The sequence below is a fragment of the Streptomyces meridianus genome, from assembly GCF_023703325.1.
GTDB lineage: Bacteria > Actinomycetota > Actinomycetes > Streptomycetales > Streptomycetaceae > Streptomyces > Streptomyces meridianus.
In genome coordinates, this window is the sequence record NZ_JAMQGM010000037.1 from 67,878 (window position 1) to 83,643 (window position 15,766).

The window sequence follows — 15,766 nt, forward strand, 5'->3', positions numbered from 1 at the left end:
CACAAGGCCACCACGACGGTTCGGGGGTTCACATGTCCGCTGCCGGCACTTCCCGCGAGCGCATGCCGGCCCTCTACCTCAGCCATGGAGCGCCGCCGCTGGCCGATGACCCGGTCTGGCCGCGCCAGCTCGCATCCTGGTCCGCCGATGTGCCACGGCCGACCGAGATCCTGGTGGTCTCGGCCCACTGGGAGGACGCCCCGCTCGCCCTCGGCGCCACCGGGACCCGACCGCTGGTCCACGACTTCTGGGGTTTCCCGGAGCGGTACTACGACGTCCGCTATCCGGCGCCCGGAGCCCCGCAACTGGCCGAACGTCTCCGAGCAATGCTGAGGTCCGCGGGCACTCCCGTGCAGGACGTACCGGACCGGGGACTCGACCACGGTGCCTACGTGCCGCTCGTCGAGATGTTCCCCGCCGCGGACATCCCCGTCCTGCAGATGTCGATGCCGACCCTCGACCCGCAGCGGCTCATGGAGATCGGCCGGAAGCTCGCACCGCTGCGCGACGAGGGCGTGCTCGTTGTCGGCAGCGGGTTCTTCACCCACAATCTGAGCGCGCTGCGGCACCCCGGCGGTCACGTGCCCGGCTGGTCATCGGAGTTCGACGCGTGGGGCCGGGAGGCCCTGCAGGCCGGTGACATCGACGCGCTGCTCGACTTCGAGCGCAAGTCCCCGGCGGGCCGGCTCGCACATCCGCGCACGGAGCACTTCGCCCCGCTCTTCGTCACCCTCGGGGCCGCGGACGCCGTGGGTGAGGCGGCCGAGGGGCGCAACGTGATCGACGGGTTCTGGATGGGGCTGGCGAAGCGGTCGCTGCAGTTCGGCTGAGGCAAGCGAGGCGTGTGAGCCGTCCGTGCCCCACGTGCCGACGGCGCCCGGCTCAGCGTGCCGGCTCGATCAACTCACAGGCGCGGACAGCTGCCGCGAGCGCCCGCCCGTCCCCGGGACGGTCGCCCTCCGCAACGTCCAGGGCGGTGTCGGCGAGCTTGATCGCATGCTCGTCGCCATGCGCTGCGACCCGCTCGAAGACCTCCCCGGGGTGCAGCGTCACGGTCGGCGCCGCCCCGGCCGGTTCCCGTGGTGCGTACGCGGCGGTGACCGCGGCGCTCGCCGACCAGGCGGCTTGCAGACTCGCCGGCCACAGCTCGTGCGGAAGCGCAGGCAGGGTGCGCAGCACCGCATTCGGAGCGGTCGCGGCATGGACGAGCATGACCGGGTCCCCGTGGCCGTGAGTGGCGTAACGGTGGGTCGATGCGTGCACGAGCTCGGTCAGCAGCGCCCGGGCCTCCTCCGGACCGGCCGCCCGGGCCGGCCACGCAGGGACGGTGGTGAGCTGTGCGAACCGTCCACGGATGCCGCCCTGCTGGTCGGGTACGGGCTCCACGGCGGCCAGCGCCCCGGCCGCCGATCCGCCCCCGGCCGGCAGCGGCGGGCGGCTCAGCTCGGGAAGCGGCTGGTGGCGAGCTGCCCAGTAGCCGAGGGCGTGGGCGAGTTCGGCGGTGCGGGGTGCGGTGGTGGCGGGCCCGTCGGCGAGCAGGGTGTGCACGGCGTGCCCGACGCGGATCGCCCCGTGGGTGGCGGCCGCGGTGATGCCGGGGAGCAGCCGCGGCCACCATTCGGCCAGGACGTCGCGCCACGGCCGCTCGGCGATCTCGCGGTCGAACCAGCGGGTCCAGTCCGTGATGCGGCTCGGATCGCCCAGAGCCTGGCGCCAGTTGTCCTTCCGGACGGCCTCCGTGGGCCGGGGCATGTCCTCGAGCTTGTGGCGGTACCGGTCGAGCCAGCGGTGTACGTCGCCGGCGTGGCCGTGCCGGGTCAGGGCCTCGATGGCCATCGGTGCGTGGTTGGAGAGCCAGCCGTCGCGTTCGGGGCCCGAGGCGTGCAGGCGTTCCAGGGCTTCGTCGAGCGTTCCGTCAGATGTGTTCATGCGGGCCATGGTGTGACTTGAAGTTCGATTGAGGTCAAGAGGTGATCCTCACCCCCTTGCAATCGATCATCCAGGAGCGAGCGGGGCGGTCCGGAAAACCGGCTGCGGCCCGAAGTGACCAGGACTTCCGGCCTGGTTCGAGGCGGTCGGAAAAGCTACATCCCGAAGGCGACGCATCCGTCGTCCGGACGGGACAGTGCCTGCTCGGCCCAGATGACCTTGCCGGTCGCGGTGTAGCGGGTGCCCCAGCGGGTGGTGACCTGCGAGACCAGGAACAGGCCGCGTCCTCCCTCGTCGTTGCTCCCGGCCCGGCGAGGACGCGGTGAGGTGCTGGAGCCGTCCGACACTTCGCAGATCAGAACGTGATCACGGAGCAACCGCACCCCGATCGGGCCCGCCGCATGCCGGATGGCGTTGGTGACCAATTCGCTGACGGCCAACTCGGTGCTGAACGTGAGGTGTTCGAGCCCCCATTTCTCGAGTTGCCTGCCCACGGCTGCGCGGACGTCCGCGACGACCGACGGGTCCGGGTCCACCTCCCAGCAAGCCGTCTGCTCGGCGGTCAGCCTCCGTGTCCGCGCGACGAGTAGCGCCACGTCGTCGTTCGGGTGTGTGGGCAGCATGGCCTGAAGCACCGCGTCGCACGTTGCGTCGGGGTCGTCGCGGCAGTGTGCGAGCGCACGGCCCAGTTGTGCCAGCCCCACGTCGAAGTCCCGGCCCCGGTCCTCGACCAGACCGTCGGTGTAGAGCACCAGCCGGCTGCCCTCGGGCACGTCCAGATCTGTGACCTCGAACAGCATCTCCCCGAGGCCGAGCGGGGCGCCCGTCGGCACGTCCGCCGCCGTGACGGAGCCGTCCGGCCGGACGATCATGGGTGCCGGATGCCCGGCCCGTGCCACGCTGCAGCGTCCCGACGCCGGGTCGTAGATGGCGTAGAGACAGGTGGCGCCGATGATCCCCTCGCCACGATGGTCGCCCGCGGCGCACTCGTCGCGGTCGAGACGGTCCACGAGATCGTCGAGATGCATGAGCACCTCGTCCGCCGGCAGATCGAGTGCCGAGAAGTTGTGGATGGCGGTCCGCAGCCGCCCCATGGTCGCGGCCGCGTGCACGCCGTGGCCGACGACGTCGCCGACGACCAGCGCCACCCGGGCTCCCGAGAGCGGGATGACGTCGAACCAGTCACCGCCGACACCCGCCTTGGCGGGCAGATAGCGGTGGGCGACGTCCAGGGCCCGCTGCTCCGGGGCGCCGCGGGGGAGGAGACTGCGTTGCAGGGCCAGGGCTGTGGTGTGCTCACGGGTGTAGCGGCGGGCGTTGTCGATGCAGATCGCGGCCCGGCCCACCACTTCCTCGGCGAGCGCCAGGTCGTCGTCCTCGAAAGGGCTCGGCAGGTCCGAGCGCAGGAACGTGACCACGCCCATCGCCTCGCCCCGGGCGAGCACGGGAACCGCGATCAGCGAGTGGTAGCCCGCCTGGAGGATCTCATCGACTCGTTTCGGGTCCTGGGACGCCCAGCCCACGGCGTTCCGCAGGGCCGGTTCGAGCACCGCGCGGCCGGCGGTCAGACTGCGGGCCTGAGGTGTGGCCGGCACGAAGCGCGTAAGGGATCCCAGGGGGTAGGGCGCCGAGCTGTCGCCCACGGCCCTGAGGGCGACCCGGCGCAGCCCCTCGTCGACCCGCACCGGCTCCTCACCGCGGAGAACGGAGTCCGCCAGGTCGACGGAGGCGAAGTCGGCGAACCGGGGGACGGCGACCTCGGTCAGCTCCTCCGCCGTCCTGGTCACGTCCAGCGTGGTGCCGATCCGGACGCTGGCGTCGTGCAGCAGCCGCAGGCGGCGCCTGGCCTCGAGCGCCACTCGGCCCACACCCTGCTCGCCCACGAGCAGCAGCCAGGGGTTGTCCCCTGCCACCGGGGCGATGGCGCCTCCGGGCTGTCGGGCGGGGGGCACCGGCACCGCGGTGGCACCCGATGAGCCTTGCTGGGCGTCCTCGTGGGTGAGCGTGAGGTGGCGCTGCCGGGAGCCCGTGCCGATACGGGCCTCCACGGCGATGCCGTCCTCTCCGGAACCGCTCCTGAGCCGACGCGATCGCAGGACGGCCACGCGGCCTCCCGGCAGATCGACCCGCTCGGTCGCGCCGGGCGGCCCGGCGAGCAGTTCCGCGGCCTTCTCCCGCAGCATGGCCCGGTCCTGGCGGTCGAGGTTGTCGGAGACGGTGCCCGGGGAGGCGGGCCCGAGCGCTCCGGCTGCCGGGCGCGGTCCGGTGCGCAGCGCGGCGAACGCCTCCACCAGTCCGCGCTCCCGTCGTGACGCCTCCTCCAGCAAGCGCTGCTCGATGTCGGCGGCGCACTCGCGGGCCAGCGCCAGCAGCAGCGGATCGGCGTCCGCTCGACGGCAGGTCAGATCGAGGACACCCTCGGTTCGACCGCTGATCGGGTCGTGGACGGGGGCCCCGGCGCAGGCGAACGGCTCCATGCAGTCGGCGAAGTGCTCCCGCCCGTACACGTAGCAGGGGCGGCGCTCCGCGAGTGTGGTTCCGATGCCGTTCGTCCCGGCGAGCTGTTCGGTGAAGGCGTAGCCCGGCGCGATGTTGAAGCTTTCGAGTTCACGCGCCAGGAGCTGGTCGGTCGTGCGGCAGTGCAGGATCCGGGCCTGGTCGTCGGCGAGGACGGCGCTCACCCCGAACCGGGTGAAGGATGCCATGAGCCTGTCGAGCACGGGGGTCGCGGCACGTACGAGGCGGTTCTCCTCGTCCAGGCCCTTCTCGTACGGGACGGCCAGTTGCCGGCCGATCAGGCCGTACTCCTCGCACCGACGCCACGAGGTGGCGATGGAGGTCCTGACGCCGTCGGGCTCCGGGCGTCCGGCGAGGAAGCGGTCGTAGGAGCGGTTGAGAGCCCGCACGTCGTCCCAGATGCCTGCCATGGATTCACTTCCGCTGGTGAAGCCCCGTTCCGCTGGGCGGCTCCTGCACCCGTCACGGGCGCATATGAACGGATTGTAGGTGAAAGTGGAATTTGCAGTGGATCATGGCCCTGGTGGCCGGGGACTCCGGTCGCGAATCCGGGTCAGGGGCCGAGTGGCTTCTCGTACCAGGCGACGTCCCAGTAGCGGCCGAACTTCTGCCCCACTTCGCGGTAGGTGCCGACATGTTCGAAACCGAAGCGGGCGTGCAGGCGGACGGACGCCTCGTTCGGCAGTGCCACGCCGGCGTAGGCGCGGTGCAGGTCCTCGTTCTCCAGAGCCTTGAACAGCGACTCGTACAGCAGGGTTCCGACGCCGCGTCCGCCCGCACCCGGGGCGCAGTAGACGGTCAGTTCCACCGACGTGCCGTAGGCCGGCTTCGGCCGGAAGCTACTGCTCGTCGCGTAGCCGAGGAGCGTGCCGTCCGATGTGTCGTGGGCGACGAGGAGCCGGTGCGGACCGTGCTCGGGGTGGGCGAGGAGCCACGGCCGGCGTGTGCCGGGCGTGAACGGCTCGGTGTCGAAGGTGATCGCGGTCTCGCGGACGTAGTGGTTGTAGAGCTCCGTGAGCGACGGCAGGTCGGCCTCGGTACCCGGCCTCACCTGCATGTCCGCGGACGTCGAAGACATGGTTCCTCCCCGTTGTGGCCGGACAGGGTACTGCATGATCGAAAAGTTCTTGGGACGCCATGGGAATTCTGTCCGGGTTCCAGTCGTTGTTTCCTTCTGAGCGGGCACCCGACCAGTGCACGTTCACAGACTCGCGACCTACCAATCGCAAGGGAGCACGCATGGCAACCCGTGCCGTCGCCCGTCGGCAGTCCGCTGGAAGCGAGACCGGCAGGGCAGGCAGTGTTCGCGCCGGAGGCGAGATCGCCGACCGCGACCTGGTCGGCATGTACCTCGACGAGATAGCACGCACACCCCTGCTCGACGCGGCCAAGGAAGTCGACCTGTCGCAGGCCATCGAGGCCGGGGTCTTCGCGCAGCGGATCCTCGACAAGGAGGTGGAGTCCGAGGCGGCCGGCGCCAGCGAGGAGGAGCTCGAAGCCCTCGTGGCGGAGGGGGAGCACGCGAAGGATGTGTTCATCCGCTCCAATCTCCGACTCGTCGTTGCCGTGGCGCGTCGCTACCCGCGCAGCGGACTCCCTCTGCTCGACCTGATCCAGGAGGGGAACGCCGGACTGGTCCGCGCGGTCGAGAAGTTCGACTACACCAAGGGCTTCAAGTTCTCCACGTACGCGACGTGGTGGATCCGGCAGGCGATCACCCGTTCCATCGCCGACCAGTCGCGCACGATCCGGCTGCCCGTTCACCTGGTCGAGGAGCTGGGCCGGATTCGCCGGGTCCAGCGCGAGTTCAACCGCGAGAACGGCCGCGACCCGGAGCACTCCGAGATCGCCGCGGAACTCGACAGCAGCACCGAGCGGATCGGCGACGTCCTGGACTGGGCGCGGGACCCGGTGAGCCTCAACATGTCGGTCGACGACGAGGGCGAGACCCAGTTCGGCGATCTGCTCGAGGACACCTCCGCGGACTCGCCCGAGCAGTCGGTGATGGTCATGCTGCGGCGTGAGGAGCTCGACGGACTGCTCAGTCGGCTGGACAACCGGACAGCGTCGATCATCAAGATGCGTTACGGCATCGATGACGGCCGTGAGCGCACCCTGACCGAGGTGGGCAAGCAGCACGGTCTGACGCGGGAGCGTATCCGGCAGATCGAGAAGCACGCGCTGCTCGAACTGAAGAAGATGGCGCACGACACCGGGTTCGACGCGGCGGCCTGACCTCCGCCGCCGCGCGACCGGTCGTGCGGCGGGATCGAACCGCCGCACCGTGGCGCACATGAAGCGGAGCCTCGGCGTCTTCCCCCCGGCGTCGGGGCTCCTTCATGCACGGCGCCGGCCCGAGTCGCCCGGAAGCGGGGAGCCCGGGCCACCGGCGGCCCGGAGCCCCGTAGGCTGAGTGCATGAGCAGTACCGACCCCGGCTCCGATCACGCGGAGAACCACGCCGAGGACCAGGCGGAGAACACTCGGGACCCGCAGCCGAAGCCGTCGCGGCCCCGAGCGGCTGCGCTGATCTTCGACGATCCGCTGTCCCGGCCGTCGGCGGACGACACCGACGCCGGCTGGGGGGAACGCTCCTCGCGAGGTGACGGAGCGGCCGATCTGGCCCGTTTCCTGGCCGAGAAGCCCCCGCACCACCTGTAGGGCGGGAGCTACGTGCCCTGGCCACCCGGCTGCTTCTGAGCCGGTACCGCCCCCGAGGCGCCCGCGCGCTGCGCCGCCAGGTGGTCGCGGATCTCGCGGAGCAGCACGATCTCGGCGGCCTCCGCCTCGGCCTGCACCTCTTCCGCGGCCTTCTCCCTGGCTGCCTTGCGGGCCAGGTACTTCGCCATCGGCAGGACCATGAGGAAGTACACGACAGCTGCGGTGATCAGGAAGCTGACGGTCGCGCTGACGACCGATCCCCACATGATCTGCACGCCGTCGGCCGCCTCGCCGTTCTTGCCCGGCGTGCAGGGGTCTTTGAGGCAGACGCTGTAGTGGTCCAGATCCTGGGTGCCGAATGCCCCGATGACGGGGTTGATCAAGCCCTGCACCACTGCGTTCACGATGTTGGTGAACGCAGCTCCGACGACGACCGCGACCGCCAGGTCGATGACGTTGCCCCGCATCAGGAAGGCCTTGAAGCCCTCCAGGATGCTCTCCTTCTTCTCTTCGCTCAACGCAGTGCCTCTCCTCACGCAGGTCGGAACATGGCGTTCCGCTGCCCAGAGAAGCGTGGAGGAAGGAGGGCCGAAACGACAAAGTCGCCAGGGAAATATCACGCCTCGTTCGGAACATGTTCACGGAACGTCACGCCCCGCCGTCTGCGTGACCGACCGGCAGGCGGGTGCGGACGGCCCCGCACCGAGGTCCGTGGATGCGAGCAGCGCGGCGGCCACCAGCAGCAGACCGGCGGCCGCGGTGCGCCGGCCCGGAAGCCGCAGCCCCGGCCCGAAGCGCCCCCGGCGCACCCGCAGGGGCGGAAAGACGGGCACCTCCCGGGCCGGCGGGACGGGCCGCGCCGGCAGCGGAGGATAGGGGGAGCGAACGGGGACGTGAGGCATGGCCATCACCGCCTGATCGTCAGAAGTCCGTCGGGACGACCCCCACGATCCCCGCTCGGGCCGAATCCTGCTGAGCCCTGTGGACAGGCACGTCGCCTGTGGAAAACCCACTCACACCTGTGAGTGACCAAGGCACTCACGCCCGGCCGATTCGCCGCGGATCGGCCGCCGGCCCCGGCACTGCCGCGCGCCCGACGCCTCGGGCCGCAACGGACGGGCCGCCGCCCGCCCCGCCTACGGCAGCTCGATTCCGGTGTCCAGCCCGTCCAGGGCTTTCGAGCACAGACAGTCCCGGGCGTTGCGCTCCGGCAATGCCGCCACCGCGTCGAAAAGCACGGTGCGCAGGCGCTCCACGTTCTCGGCGAACACCCGCAGCACCTCGTCGTGCGAGACGCCCGCACCCGTCTCGGCGCCCGCATCGAGGTCCGTCACCAGCGCCAACGTCGAGTAGCAAAGCCCCAGTTCGCGTGCCAGGACGGCCTCCGGATGCCCGGTCATCCCCACCACGGACCAGCCCTGCGCCGCATGCCAGAGGGACTCGGCCCGGGTCGAGAACCGCGGCCCCTCGACCACCACGAGCGTGCCGCCGTCGACCGGCTCCCAGTCCCGGCCGCGTGCCGCGGCCACGGCCGCCGCCCGGCCCGTCGGGCAGTAGGGGTCGGCGAAGGAGAGGTGCGCGACGTTCGGAATGGATCCGTCCGACAGCGTCTCGCCGTCGTAGAAGGTCTGCACCCGGCTCTTGGTCCGGTCGACCAGCTGGTCCGGGACGACGAGCGTGCCGGGGCCGAACTCCTGCCGCAACCCGCCCACGGCGCACGGGCCCAGGATCTGCCGGATGCCGAGGGTGCGCAACGCCCAGACGTTGGCGCGGTAGTTGATGCGGTGCGGCGGAAGGTGGTGCTTGCGGCCGTGCCGTGGCAGGAACGCGACCCGGCGTCCCGCGATCTCGCCGAGGAAGACCGAGTCGCTCGGCCGTCCGTAGGGGGTCTCCAGGGAAATCTCGGTCACGTCGTCGAGGAAGGAGTAGAACCCCGATCCGCCGATGACACCTATGTCCGCCTGAGGGGTCTGCGCCCGCGCACTGCTCGTCTCCACCATGCGGTCACCCTACGGGGCGCACCGGCGTCGCAGGCCGCTCCGGTACCGGGCCCGGCACTGGAGCAACCTGCCCGCCCGGGCGGGCAGGAGTCCGTCCCCGGCACGGCGAGACCCCGCCGCCTCGCGGACGAGACGACGGGGCCGGTGCGTGCTGCTGCCCGCCTCAGGCGGCCGTGGAACTCCCCGCCGGGCTCTTGGAACCCGACGAGCTCGACGACGGGGCGGAAGACGTGGACGAGGAGGAGCCCGAATCCGAGCTGCCGCCGGACGACGAGCCGCCGTCGCTCTTCGCCGTCGCGGACTTCGCCGGGCTGCTGCCGGACGACGAGCTGCGGCTGTCCGTCCGGTAGAAGCCGGAGCCCTTGAAGACGACGCCTACCGCCGAGAACACCTTGCGCAGACGGCCCGTGCACGCGGGGCACTCGGTCAGTGCCTCGTCGCTGAACTTCTGCACCGCCTCGAGGCCCTCGCCGCATTCGGTGCACTGGTACTGATAGGTCGGCACTTGCTCCTCCTGGCACTCTTGCTCAGTGAGTGCTAACGACGCTCCATAGTGCAGCATTCTTCGGGATCAGTCCACCGCGACGGGAACACGGTGACCGACTCCACTCGTCCCGCGGGCCGCGATCCGCCCGGATGCACGGGTCCGCAGCCGGCCGCGCAGCATCCCGACCGTCACCAGGGCGGCGGCCGTTCCCGCCAGAGGGACGAGGAAGCCGGCGCTCGCCCCGTAACGGTCCGCGAGTTGCCCCGCCGTGGTCGCGGCAGCGGCCTGCCCCAGTGCCACCGCACCCGTGAGCCAGGTGAACGCCTCGGTGCGTGCCGCCGCCGGAACGAGCGTGTCGACCAGGGTGAACCCGCTGATCAGGACGGGCGCGATGCACAGACCGGCCAGCAGCCCCAGCCCACCCAGCAGCGGAACGGCGTGCGCCGACCACAGCAGTGAGGTCACCGCGGTGAGAGCGGTGTAGGCGACGAGCAGCCGTCGCTGCGGCGAGACCCGCCAGGCGATGGCACCGCAGGCCACGCCCGCGAGCATGTTGCCCGCGGCGAAAGCCCCGTACAGCAGGCCGTTCAGGCCCGGCTGTCCGATCTCCCCGGTGAATGCGGTCAAGGACACCTGCATGCCGCCGAACACGGCCCCGACACCGAGGAAAGCGGCGGCGAGCACTCGTACACCCGGGACGGACAACGCCGACGCGTGCTGCTGCGCGCACCGTCCCGCGTCGCGGTTCCCCGCCGGCTGGGTCCGCCGCTGCGCCGCGAAGAGGAGTCCCCCGACGAGCGTCAGCACGCCCTCGGCGGCCAGGCCGGCCGCGGGGTGCACCGTTGTGCACACGGCCGTGGCGAGCACGGGGCCGACGACGAAGGTGAACTCGTCCGTCACCGACTCGAAAGCCGTGGCAGTGCCCAGCAGCGGCGAGCCCTCCAGTCCGGCGGCCCAGCGGGCGCGCACCATCGGGCCGATCTGCGGGACCGAGGCGCCGGCCGGAACGGCCGCGGCGAACAGCGCCCACAGCGGGACTTGGGCGAGGGCGAGGGCGATCAGCAGGATGACCGCCGCGGCGTGCACGAGGACGCCGGGCACGAGGACCGCCGCCTGCCCGAAGCGGTCGGCGAGACGCCCGTTCTGCGGTGCGAACAGGGCCATGGAGACGCCGGCGACAGCGGACACCGCGCCGGCGGTCCCGTAGGAGCCGGTGGTGTGCTGCACCAGTAGGACGATGCTGATGGTCAGCATGGCGAAGGGCTGCCGGGCGGCGAAGCCGGGCAGCAGGAAGGTCCATGCGCGGGGAGTGCGCAGGAGGTGGCCGTAGCCGGGACGTTCGGTGACCGTGGTCGACACGGTCCGTGCCTTTCTGCCACCTGGTAGCGCGCTTCGGCCGTCCGTCGGGGGGACGGGCCGGGCCTCGGGGGGCCGGGGTGCGCGCCGAGAGCCGTCCTCTCGCGCATGACCGGGGTGACGCCACCGGTCCGCGCCGAAAGGGTGGCGAGGGGACCGTGGCCGCCGAGCGGTCGCGCCGACTCTGCATCAGGCGGATTCGGTTCGTTCTGAAGTGGCGATTGTACAGGTGGACGCGCGTAGAACCGTCGACCGTCCAAAGAGTGGAACGCTGCCGTCCGGGGGCCCGTGCCCCGCCCCGGACGCCCGGCTCCGCGCTGTCGTCGCAGCGCCGGGCGGGCGGCTACTCCGAGCCGCCCGCGCCCAGCCAGCCGGCCAGTTTCCCGCCGCGGGCGACGGCTCGCAGCCGCCGTTCCGTCGCATCGCGCACCGGGTCCGTGGCGACGACCAGCAGTTCGTCTCCCCGGCGCAGCATGGTCGACGGCGCCGGTACGAAGCTGCGGTCCTCCCGCACGACCAGGGTGACGGCCGCGCCCGGCGGCAGCCGCAACTCGTTGACCTCCACGCCGTGGATCCGTGAGGACTCCGGGATCGAGACCGACAGCAGATGCCCCTGCAACCGCTCCAGCGGGGCGGACTCGATGCCCAGGTCCTCCGCGCCCTCGCCGCCGAGCCGCAGGCGCCCGGCGACCCAGGGCAGGGTCGGGCCCTGCACCAGGGTGTAGACGATCACCAGCAGGAAGACGATGTTGAAGATCCGCAGGCTGCCCTCGACCTGCGTCACCATCGGAATGGTGGCGAAGATGATCGGTACCGCACCGCGCAGACCTGCCCAGGACAACAATGCCTTCTCCTGCCAGCGCACGCCGAAGGGGGTTGTGCTCACCAGCACCGACAACGGCCGCGCCACCATCGTCAACACGAGGCCGACGACCAGCGCCGGCACGATGTCGTCGGCCAGCTCGTGCGGGGTGACCAGCAGGCCGAGCAGGACGAACATGCCGATCTGGGCGAGCCATCCGAGTCCCTCGGCGAAGCCGCGCGTCGCGGGCCAGTGCGGCAACTTCGCGTTGCCCAGGATGAGCGAGGCGACATAGACCGCGAGGAATCCACTGCCGTGCGCCAGCGCCCCACCCGCGTAGGCCGTCACCGCGATGGCCATCACCGCGATCGGATACAGGCCGGACGCGGGCAGCGCCACGCGCCGCAGGCCGTACGACCCGAGCCAGCCGATGGCGATGCCGATCGTCGCGCCGATGGCCAGCTCGAGAACGATCTTGCCGAGCAGGACGTACCAGGACTCGATCGGTCCGGCCGTCGAGAAGGCCACCACCATGATCACAACGGGTGCGTCGTTGAATCCCGATTCCGCCTCGAGGACGCCGTTCAGCCGTGACGGCAACGGCACCCGGCGCAGCACCGAGAAGACGGCGGCCGCGTCCGTCGAGGACACCACGGCGCCGATGATGAGCGCCGGCCGCCAGTCCAGGCCCACCAGGTAATGGGCGGCCAGGGCCGTGACGCCGACGCTCACCGCGACTCCGGCGGTCGAGAGCACCGCGGCGATCGGGAGTGCGGGTCTGATCTCACGCCACTTCGTCCCGAGTCCGCCCTCGGCGAGGATCACGACGAGCGCCGCGTAGCCGAAGGTCTGGGTCAATTCGGCACTGTCGAAGGAGACTCCGATGCCGTCCTGGCCCATGGCCACGCCGATGCCGAGGTAGACCAGAAGGCTCGGCAGCCCGCTGCGGGAGGAGAGCCGGACCGCCGCTACCGCGATGAGCAGGACCAGTGAGGAGATCAGAAGGAGTTCGTTGAGGTGGTGGACAGTCAGGGGCCGTCACCTTTCTTGCTGTTTCCTGCTGTATCGGCGGAATCGACCGAAACTGTCGCCCCCCGCCGGGCAGAAGTTCATTGCCTTACCTAACATTTTACCGGCTCTTGACGCCCTCCTGCCGGGGACCGGCCCAAAGCGCCCGCAAAGCGCGTCGGTGCACCGCTGATGAAGCCGCGTAAGGGCCGTCCGGACGCTGCGCCTATGGTTGCTCCAGCAGTTCCAGGATCACCCTGCCCCTCTAAGGACAGCGATGCCCGCCAACAACAACGGTCCCTCCCCGAAGAAGAAGAGGGGCCGCGTCGGACTCCTCGTGATCGCAGTCGTGCTGCTGCTCGTGGCGGGCGTCGGATACGGCGGCTACTGGAGCGTCAACGCCGTGCGGGCCTCGTACCCGGAGACCACCGGCTCGATCAAGCTCGAGGGGCTCTCGGGGCCGGTGCAGGTCAAGCGCGACAACTACGGGATCCCGCAGATCTACGCCGACACCGACGAGGACCTCTTCCGCGCGCAGGGATTCGTCCAGGCCCAGGACCGCTTCTGGGAGATGGACGTCCGTCGGCACCTCACCTCCGGCCGGCTCTCCGAGATGTTCGGCGAGAAGCAGGTCGAGACCGACGCCTTCCTGCGGACCATGGGCTGGCGCAAGGTCGCGCAGCAGGAGTACGACACCAAGCTCTCGCCGCGGACCAAGCAGTACCTGCGGGCCTACGCGGCGGGCGTGAACGCCTACCTGAAGGAGCACGAGGGCGCCAAACTCTCCGCCGAGTACGCCGCCATGGGCCTCACCAACGACTACAAGCCGGAGAAGTGGACTCCGGTCGACTCGGTCGCCTGGCTGAAGGCCATGGCCTGGGACCTGCGCGGGAACATGCAGGAGGAGATCGACCGCTCGCTGCTCGCCGGCCGGCTGTCCCCGCGGGAGATCGAGGACCTCTACCCGGCCTACCCCTACGACCGGAACGCGCCGATCGTGGAGGGCGGTTCGGTCGACCCGCTCAGCAAGACCTTCGACCCCGAGAAGGCCCCGGCCGGAACCCGGGAGAGCGCGGGCGCCGCGGCCCAGGGGTTCCGGGGCCGGCTGGCGTCGCTCTCCAGGACGCTGGAGGACGTGCCGGCGCTCCTCGGGCCGAACGGCAACGGCATCGGATCCAACTCGTGGGTGGTCTCCGGCAAGCACACGGCGACGGGCAAGCCGCTGCTCGCCAACGACCCGCACCTGGCACCGCAGATGCCTTCCCTCTGGTACCAGATGGGTCTGCACTGCCGGTCGGTCGGCAAGTCGTGTCGTCACGACGTCTCCGGGTTCACCTTCTCCGGCATGCCGGGTGTGGTCATCGGCCACAACCGGAACATCGCCTGGGGGTTCACCAACCTCGGCGCGGACGTCTCCGACCTCTACCTCGAGAAGGTCACCGACCGCGGCTACCTCTACGGCAGCCGGCAGCGTCCGTTCACGACCCGCAAGGAGACCATCAAGGTCGCCGGCGCCCCGTCGCGCGAGATAACCGTCCGCTCGACGGTGCACGGCCCGGTCGTGTCCGACCGCAGCGGCGAACTGGGGGACGTCGGCCGGCAGGCGCCGGTCGGTGACGCCGCGCCCGACCGGGGCCACGGTTACGCCGTCTCGCTCCAGTGGACGGCGCTCACTCCCGGCAAGTCCATGGACGCGGTCTTCGCGCTCAACGAGGCCGAGGACTTCCAGCAGTTCCGCAGCGCCGCCCGCGACTTCTCGGTCCCCGCACAGAACATGATCTACGCCGACACCAAGGGCAACATCGGCTACCAGGCGCCCGGCCGGATCCCGGTCCGCGGCGAGGGCGACGGCCGCTACCCCGCGCCCGGCTGGGACCCGCGCTTCAAGTGGACGGGCTACGTCCCGCAGGCCGCGCTGCCGTACGAGTACAACCCGAGCCGCGGGTACATCGTCACCGCCAACCAGGCCGTCATCGACCAGAGCAAGTACCCCTACACGCTCACCGAGGACTGGGGCTACGGCGCGCGCAGCCAGCGGATCCACGACCTGATCCAGTCGAGGATCGACGACGGCGGCAAGATCTCCACCGACGACATGCGGACGATGCAGCTGGACAGCAGCAGCGAGATCGCCGAACTGCTCACCCCGCTGCTGCTGAAGATCGACCCCGAGGACCCCGAGGTCCGCGAGGCGCAGAAGATGCTGGCCGGCTGGGACTACACCCAGGACGCCGACTCCGCGGCCGCCGCCTACTTCAACTCGGTGTGGCGCAACGTCCTCAAGCTCGCGTTCGGCAACAAGCTGCCGAAGGAGCTGCGCGTCGAGGGCCAGTGCCTGCGGGTGCGGCCCGCCGACGACTCCGGCCCGATGGAGGACCTGGACGGCAACACCCGCTTGGTGCGCGAGTGCGGGGAGAGGGCCGCCGACAACGCCCAGCCCGACGGCGGCGACCGGTGGTACGAGGTCGTGCGCAACCTCCTCGACGACGAGGACAGCGAGTGGTGGAAGACGAGCGGCACGCTCCGCGAGCCCGGCGACCGCAACCGTGACGAGTTGCTGGCCCACGCCATGCGGGACGCCAACTGGGAGCTCACCGCCAAGCTCGGCAAGGACCGCGAGACCTGGAGCTGGGGACGTCTGCACCAGCTGAACCTGCGCAACCAGACGCTGGGCACCGACGGGCCCGGCTTCCTGCAGGGCGTGTTCAACCGCGGGCCGTGGAACGTCGGGGGCGGCGAGGCGGCCGTCAACGCGACCGGCTGGAACGCGGCCGGTGGCTACCAGGTCGTCTGGGTCCCCTCGATGCGGATGGTCGTCAACCTCGGCGACTTCGACAAGTCGCGGTGGATCAACCTGACCGGCGCCTCCGGGCACGCGTACAACACGCACTACAGTGACCAGACCGAGAAGTGGCTCAAGGGCGATCTGGTCCGCTGGCCGTTCAGCGAGAAGAAGGTCGCGGACAGCACCGACGACACCCTGGCGCTGATTCCCTAGAACCGCCGG

At 70.8% G+C, this 15,766-nt stretch carries 13 protein-coding genes; 4 read left to right on the plus strand and 9 right to left on the minus strand.

Annotated elements, in window-relative coordinates; genetic code table 11:
• Positions 1-32 precede the first annotated feature (32 nt).
• Positions 33-830, plus strand: a complete 798-nt coding sequence (locus M1E25_RS17150; protein WP_251416441.1) for a dioxygenase family protein — start codon at positions 33-35, stop codon at positions 828-830.
• Positions 831-882: 52 nt separating this feature from the next.
• Here M1E25_RS17150 and M1E25_RS17155 read toward each other — a convergent pair whose 3' ends face one another.
• From M1E25_RS17155 to M1E25_RS17165, 3 genes are all read right to left on the minus strand, one after another.
• Positions 883-1,929: a questin oxidase family protein gene (locus M1E25_RS17155; RefSeq protein WP_251416443.1), complete on the minus strand. Its 1,047-nt coding sequence runs from the start codon at positions 1,927-1,929 to the stop codon at positions 883-885.
• Positions 1,930-2,084: 155 nt separating this feature from the next.
• Entirely contained in the window at positions 2,085-4,856 is a 2,772-nt protein-coding gene (locus M1E25_RS17160; RefSeq protein WP_251416445.1) for a SpoIIE family protein phosphatase, read from the minus strand.
• Between the two features lie 143 nt (positions 4,857-4,999).
• Complete coding sequence (locus M1E25_RS17165; RefSeq protein ID WP_251416447.1) at positions 5,000-5,524, minus strand: GNAT family N-acetyltransferase; 525 nt, start codon at positions 5,522-5,524, stop codon at positions 5,000-5,002.
• Between the two features lie 161 nt (positions 5,525-5,685).
• Between M1E25_RS17165 and M1E25_RS17170 the strand changes: the two genes are divergently transcribed.
• A complete protein-coding gene (locus tag M1E25_RS17170; RefSeq protein ID WP_251416449.1) occupies positions 5,686-6,681 on the plus strand; it encodes a sigma-70 family RNA polymerase sigma factor in 996 nt (331 codons plus the stop codon).
• A 182-nt stretch (positions 6,682-6,863) separates the two neighbouring features.
• Positions 6,864-7,106: a hypothetical protein gene (locus M1E25_RS17175; RefSeq protein WP_251416451.1), complete on the plus strand. Its 243-nt coding sequence runs from the start codon at positions 6,864-6,866 to the stop codon at positions 7,104-7,106.
• Positions 7,107-7,114: 8 nt separating this feature from the next.
• On the opposite strand, the gene mscL is transcribed toward M1E25_RS17175, so the two are convergent.
• From mscL to M1E25_RS17205, 6 genes are all read right to left on the minus strand, one after another.
• On the minus strand, positions 7,115-7,573 hold the full coding sequence (gene mscL / locus M1E25_RS17180) for a large conductance mechanosensitive channel protein MscL (protein ID WP_251416786.1): 459 nt from the start codon (positions 7,571-7,573) through the stop codon (positions 7,115-7,117).
• A gap of 171 nt (positions 7,574-7,744) precedes the next feature.
• Positions 7,745-8,017, minus strand: a complete 273-nt coding sequence (locus tag M1E25_RS17185) for a hypothetical protein (protein ID WP_251416453.1) — start codon at positions 8,015-8,017, stop codon at positions 7,745-7,747.
• A 225-nt stretch (positions 8,018-8,242) separates the two neighbouring features.
• Positions 8,243-9,106, minus strand: a complete 864-nt coding sequence (locus tag M1E25_RS17190; protein WP_251416455.1) for an S-methyl-5'-thioadenosine phosphorylase — start codon at positions 9,104-9,106, stop codon at positions 8,243-8,245.
• A gap of 163 nt (positions 9,107-9,269) precedes the next feature.
• Positions 9,270-9,611, minus strand: coding sequence for an FmdB family zinc ribbon protein (locus M1E25_RS17195; RefSeq protein ID WP_251416457.1), 342 nt, complete (start codon positions 9,609-9,611; stop codon positions 9,270-9,272).
• Positions 9,612-9,677: 66 nt separating this feature from the next.
• Positions 9,678-10,952: an MFS transporter gene (locus M1E25_RS17200; RefSeq protein WP_251416459.1), complete on the minus strand. Its 1,275-nt coding sequence runs from the start codon at positions 10,950-10,952 to the stop codon at positions 9,678-9,680.
• 340 nt (positions 10,953-11,292) lie between these two features.
• Positions 11,293-12,783 (minus strand): potassium/proton antiporter, encoded by a 1,491-nt coding sequence (locus tag M1E25_RS17205; protein ID WP_251416788.1) that lies wholly within the window; start codon positions 12,781-12,783, stop codon positions 11,293-11,295.
• 253 nt (positions 12,784-13,036) lie between these two features.
• Between M1E25_RS17205 and M1E25_RS17210 the strand changes: the two genes are divergently transcribed.
• A complete protein-coding gene (locus tag M1E25_RS17210) occupies positions 13,037-15,757 on the plus strand; it encodes a penicillin acylase family protein (protein WP_251416461.1) in 2,721 nt (906 codons plus the stop codon).
• Positions 15,758-15,766 lie beyond the last annotated feature (9 nt).

Excerpts from the sequence above, each read along its gene's own strand:
- M1E25_RS17175 (WP_251416451.1), top strand. The coding sequence starts at position 6,864 with ATGAGCAGTACCGACCCCGGCTCCGATCACGCGGAGAACCACGCCGAG.
- mscL (WP_251416786.1), bottom strand. The coding sequence starts at position 7,573 with ATGCGGGGCAACGTCATCGACCTGGCGGTCGCGGTCGTCGTCGGAGCT.
- M1E25_RS17165 (WP_251416447.1), bottom strand. The coding sequence starts at position 5,524 with ATGTCTTCGACGTCCGCGGACATGCAGGTGAGGCCGGGTACCGAGGCC.
- M1E25_RS17170 (WP_251416449.1), top strand. The coding sequence starts at position 5,686 with ATGGCAACCCGTGCCGTCGCCCGTCGGCAGTCCGCTGGAAGCGAGACC.
- M1E25_RS17160 (WP_251416445.1), bottom strand. The coding sequence starts at position 4,856 with ATGGCAGGCATCTGGGACGACGTGCGGGCTCTCAACCGCTCCTACGAC.
- M1E25_RS17210 (WP_251416461.1), top strand. The coding sequence starts at position 13,037 with ATGCCCGCCAACAACAACGGTCCCTCCCCGAAGAAGAAGAGGGGCCGC.
- M1E25_RS17150 (WP_251416441.1), top strand. The coding sequence starts at position 33 with ATGTCCGCTGCCGGCACTTCCCGCGAGCGCATGCCGGCCCTCTACCTC.
- M1E25_RS17190 (WP_251416455.1), bottom strand. The coding sequence starts at position 9,106 with ATGGTGGAGACGAGCAGTGCGCGGGCGCAGACCCCTCAGGCGGACATA.
- M1E25_RS17155 (WP_251416443.1), bottom strand. The coding sequence starts at position 1,929 with ATGAACACATCTGACGGAACGCTCGACGAAGCCCTGGAACGCCTGCAC.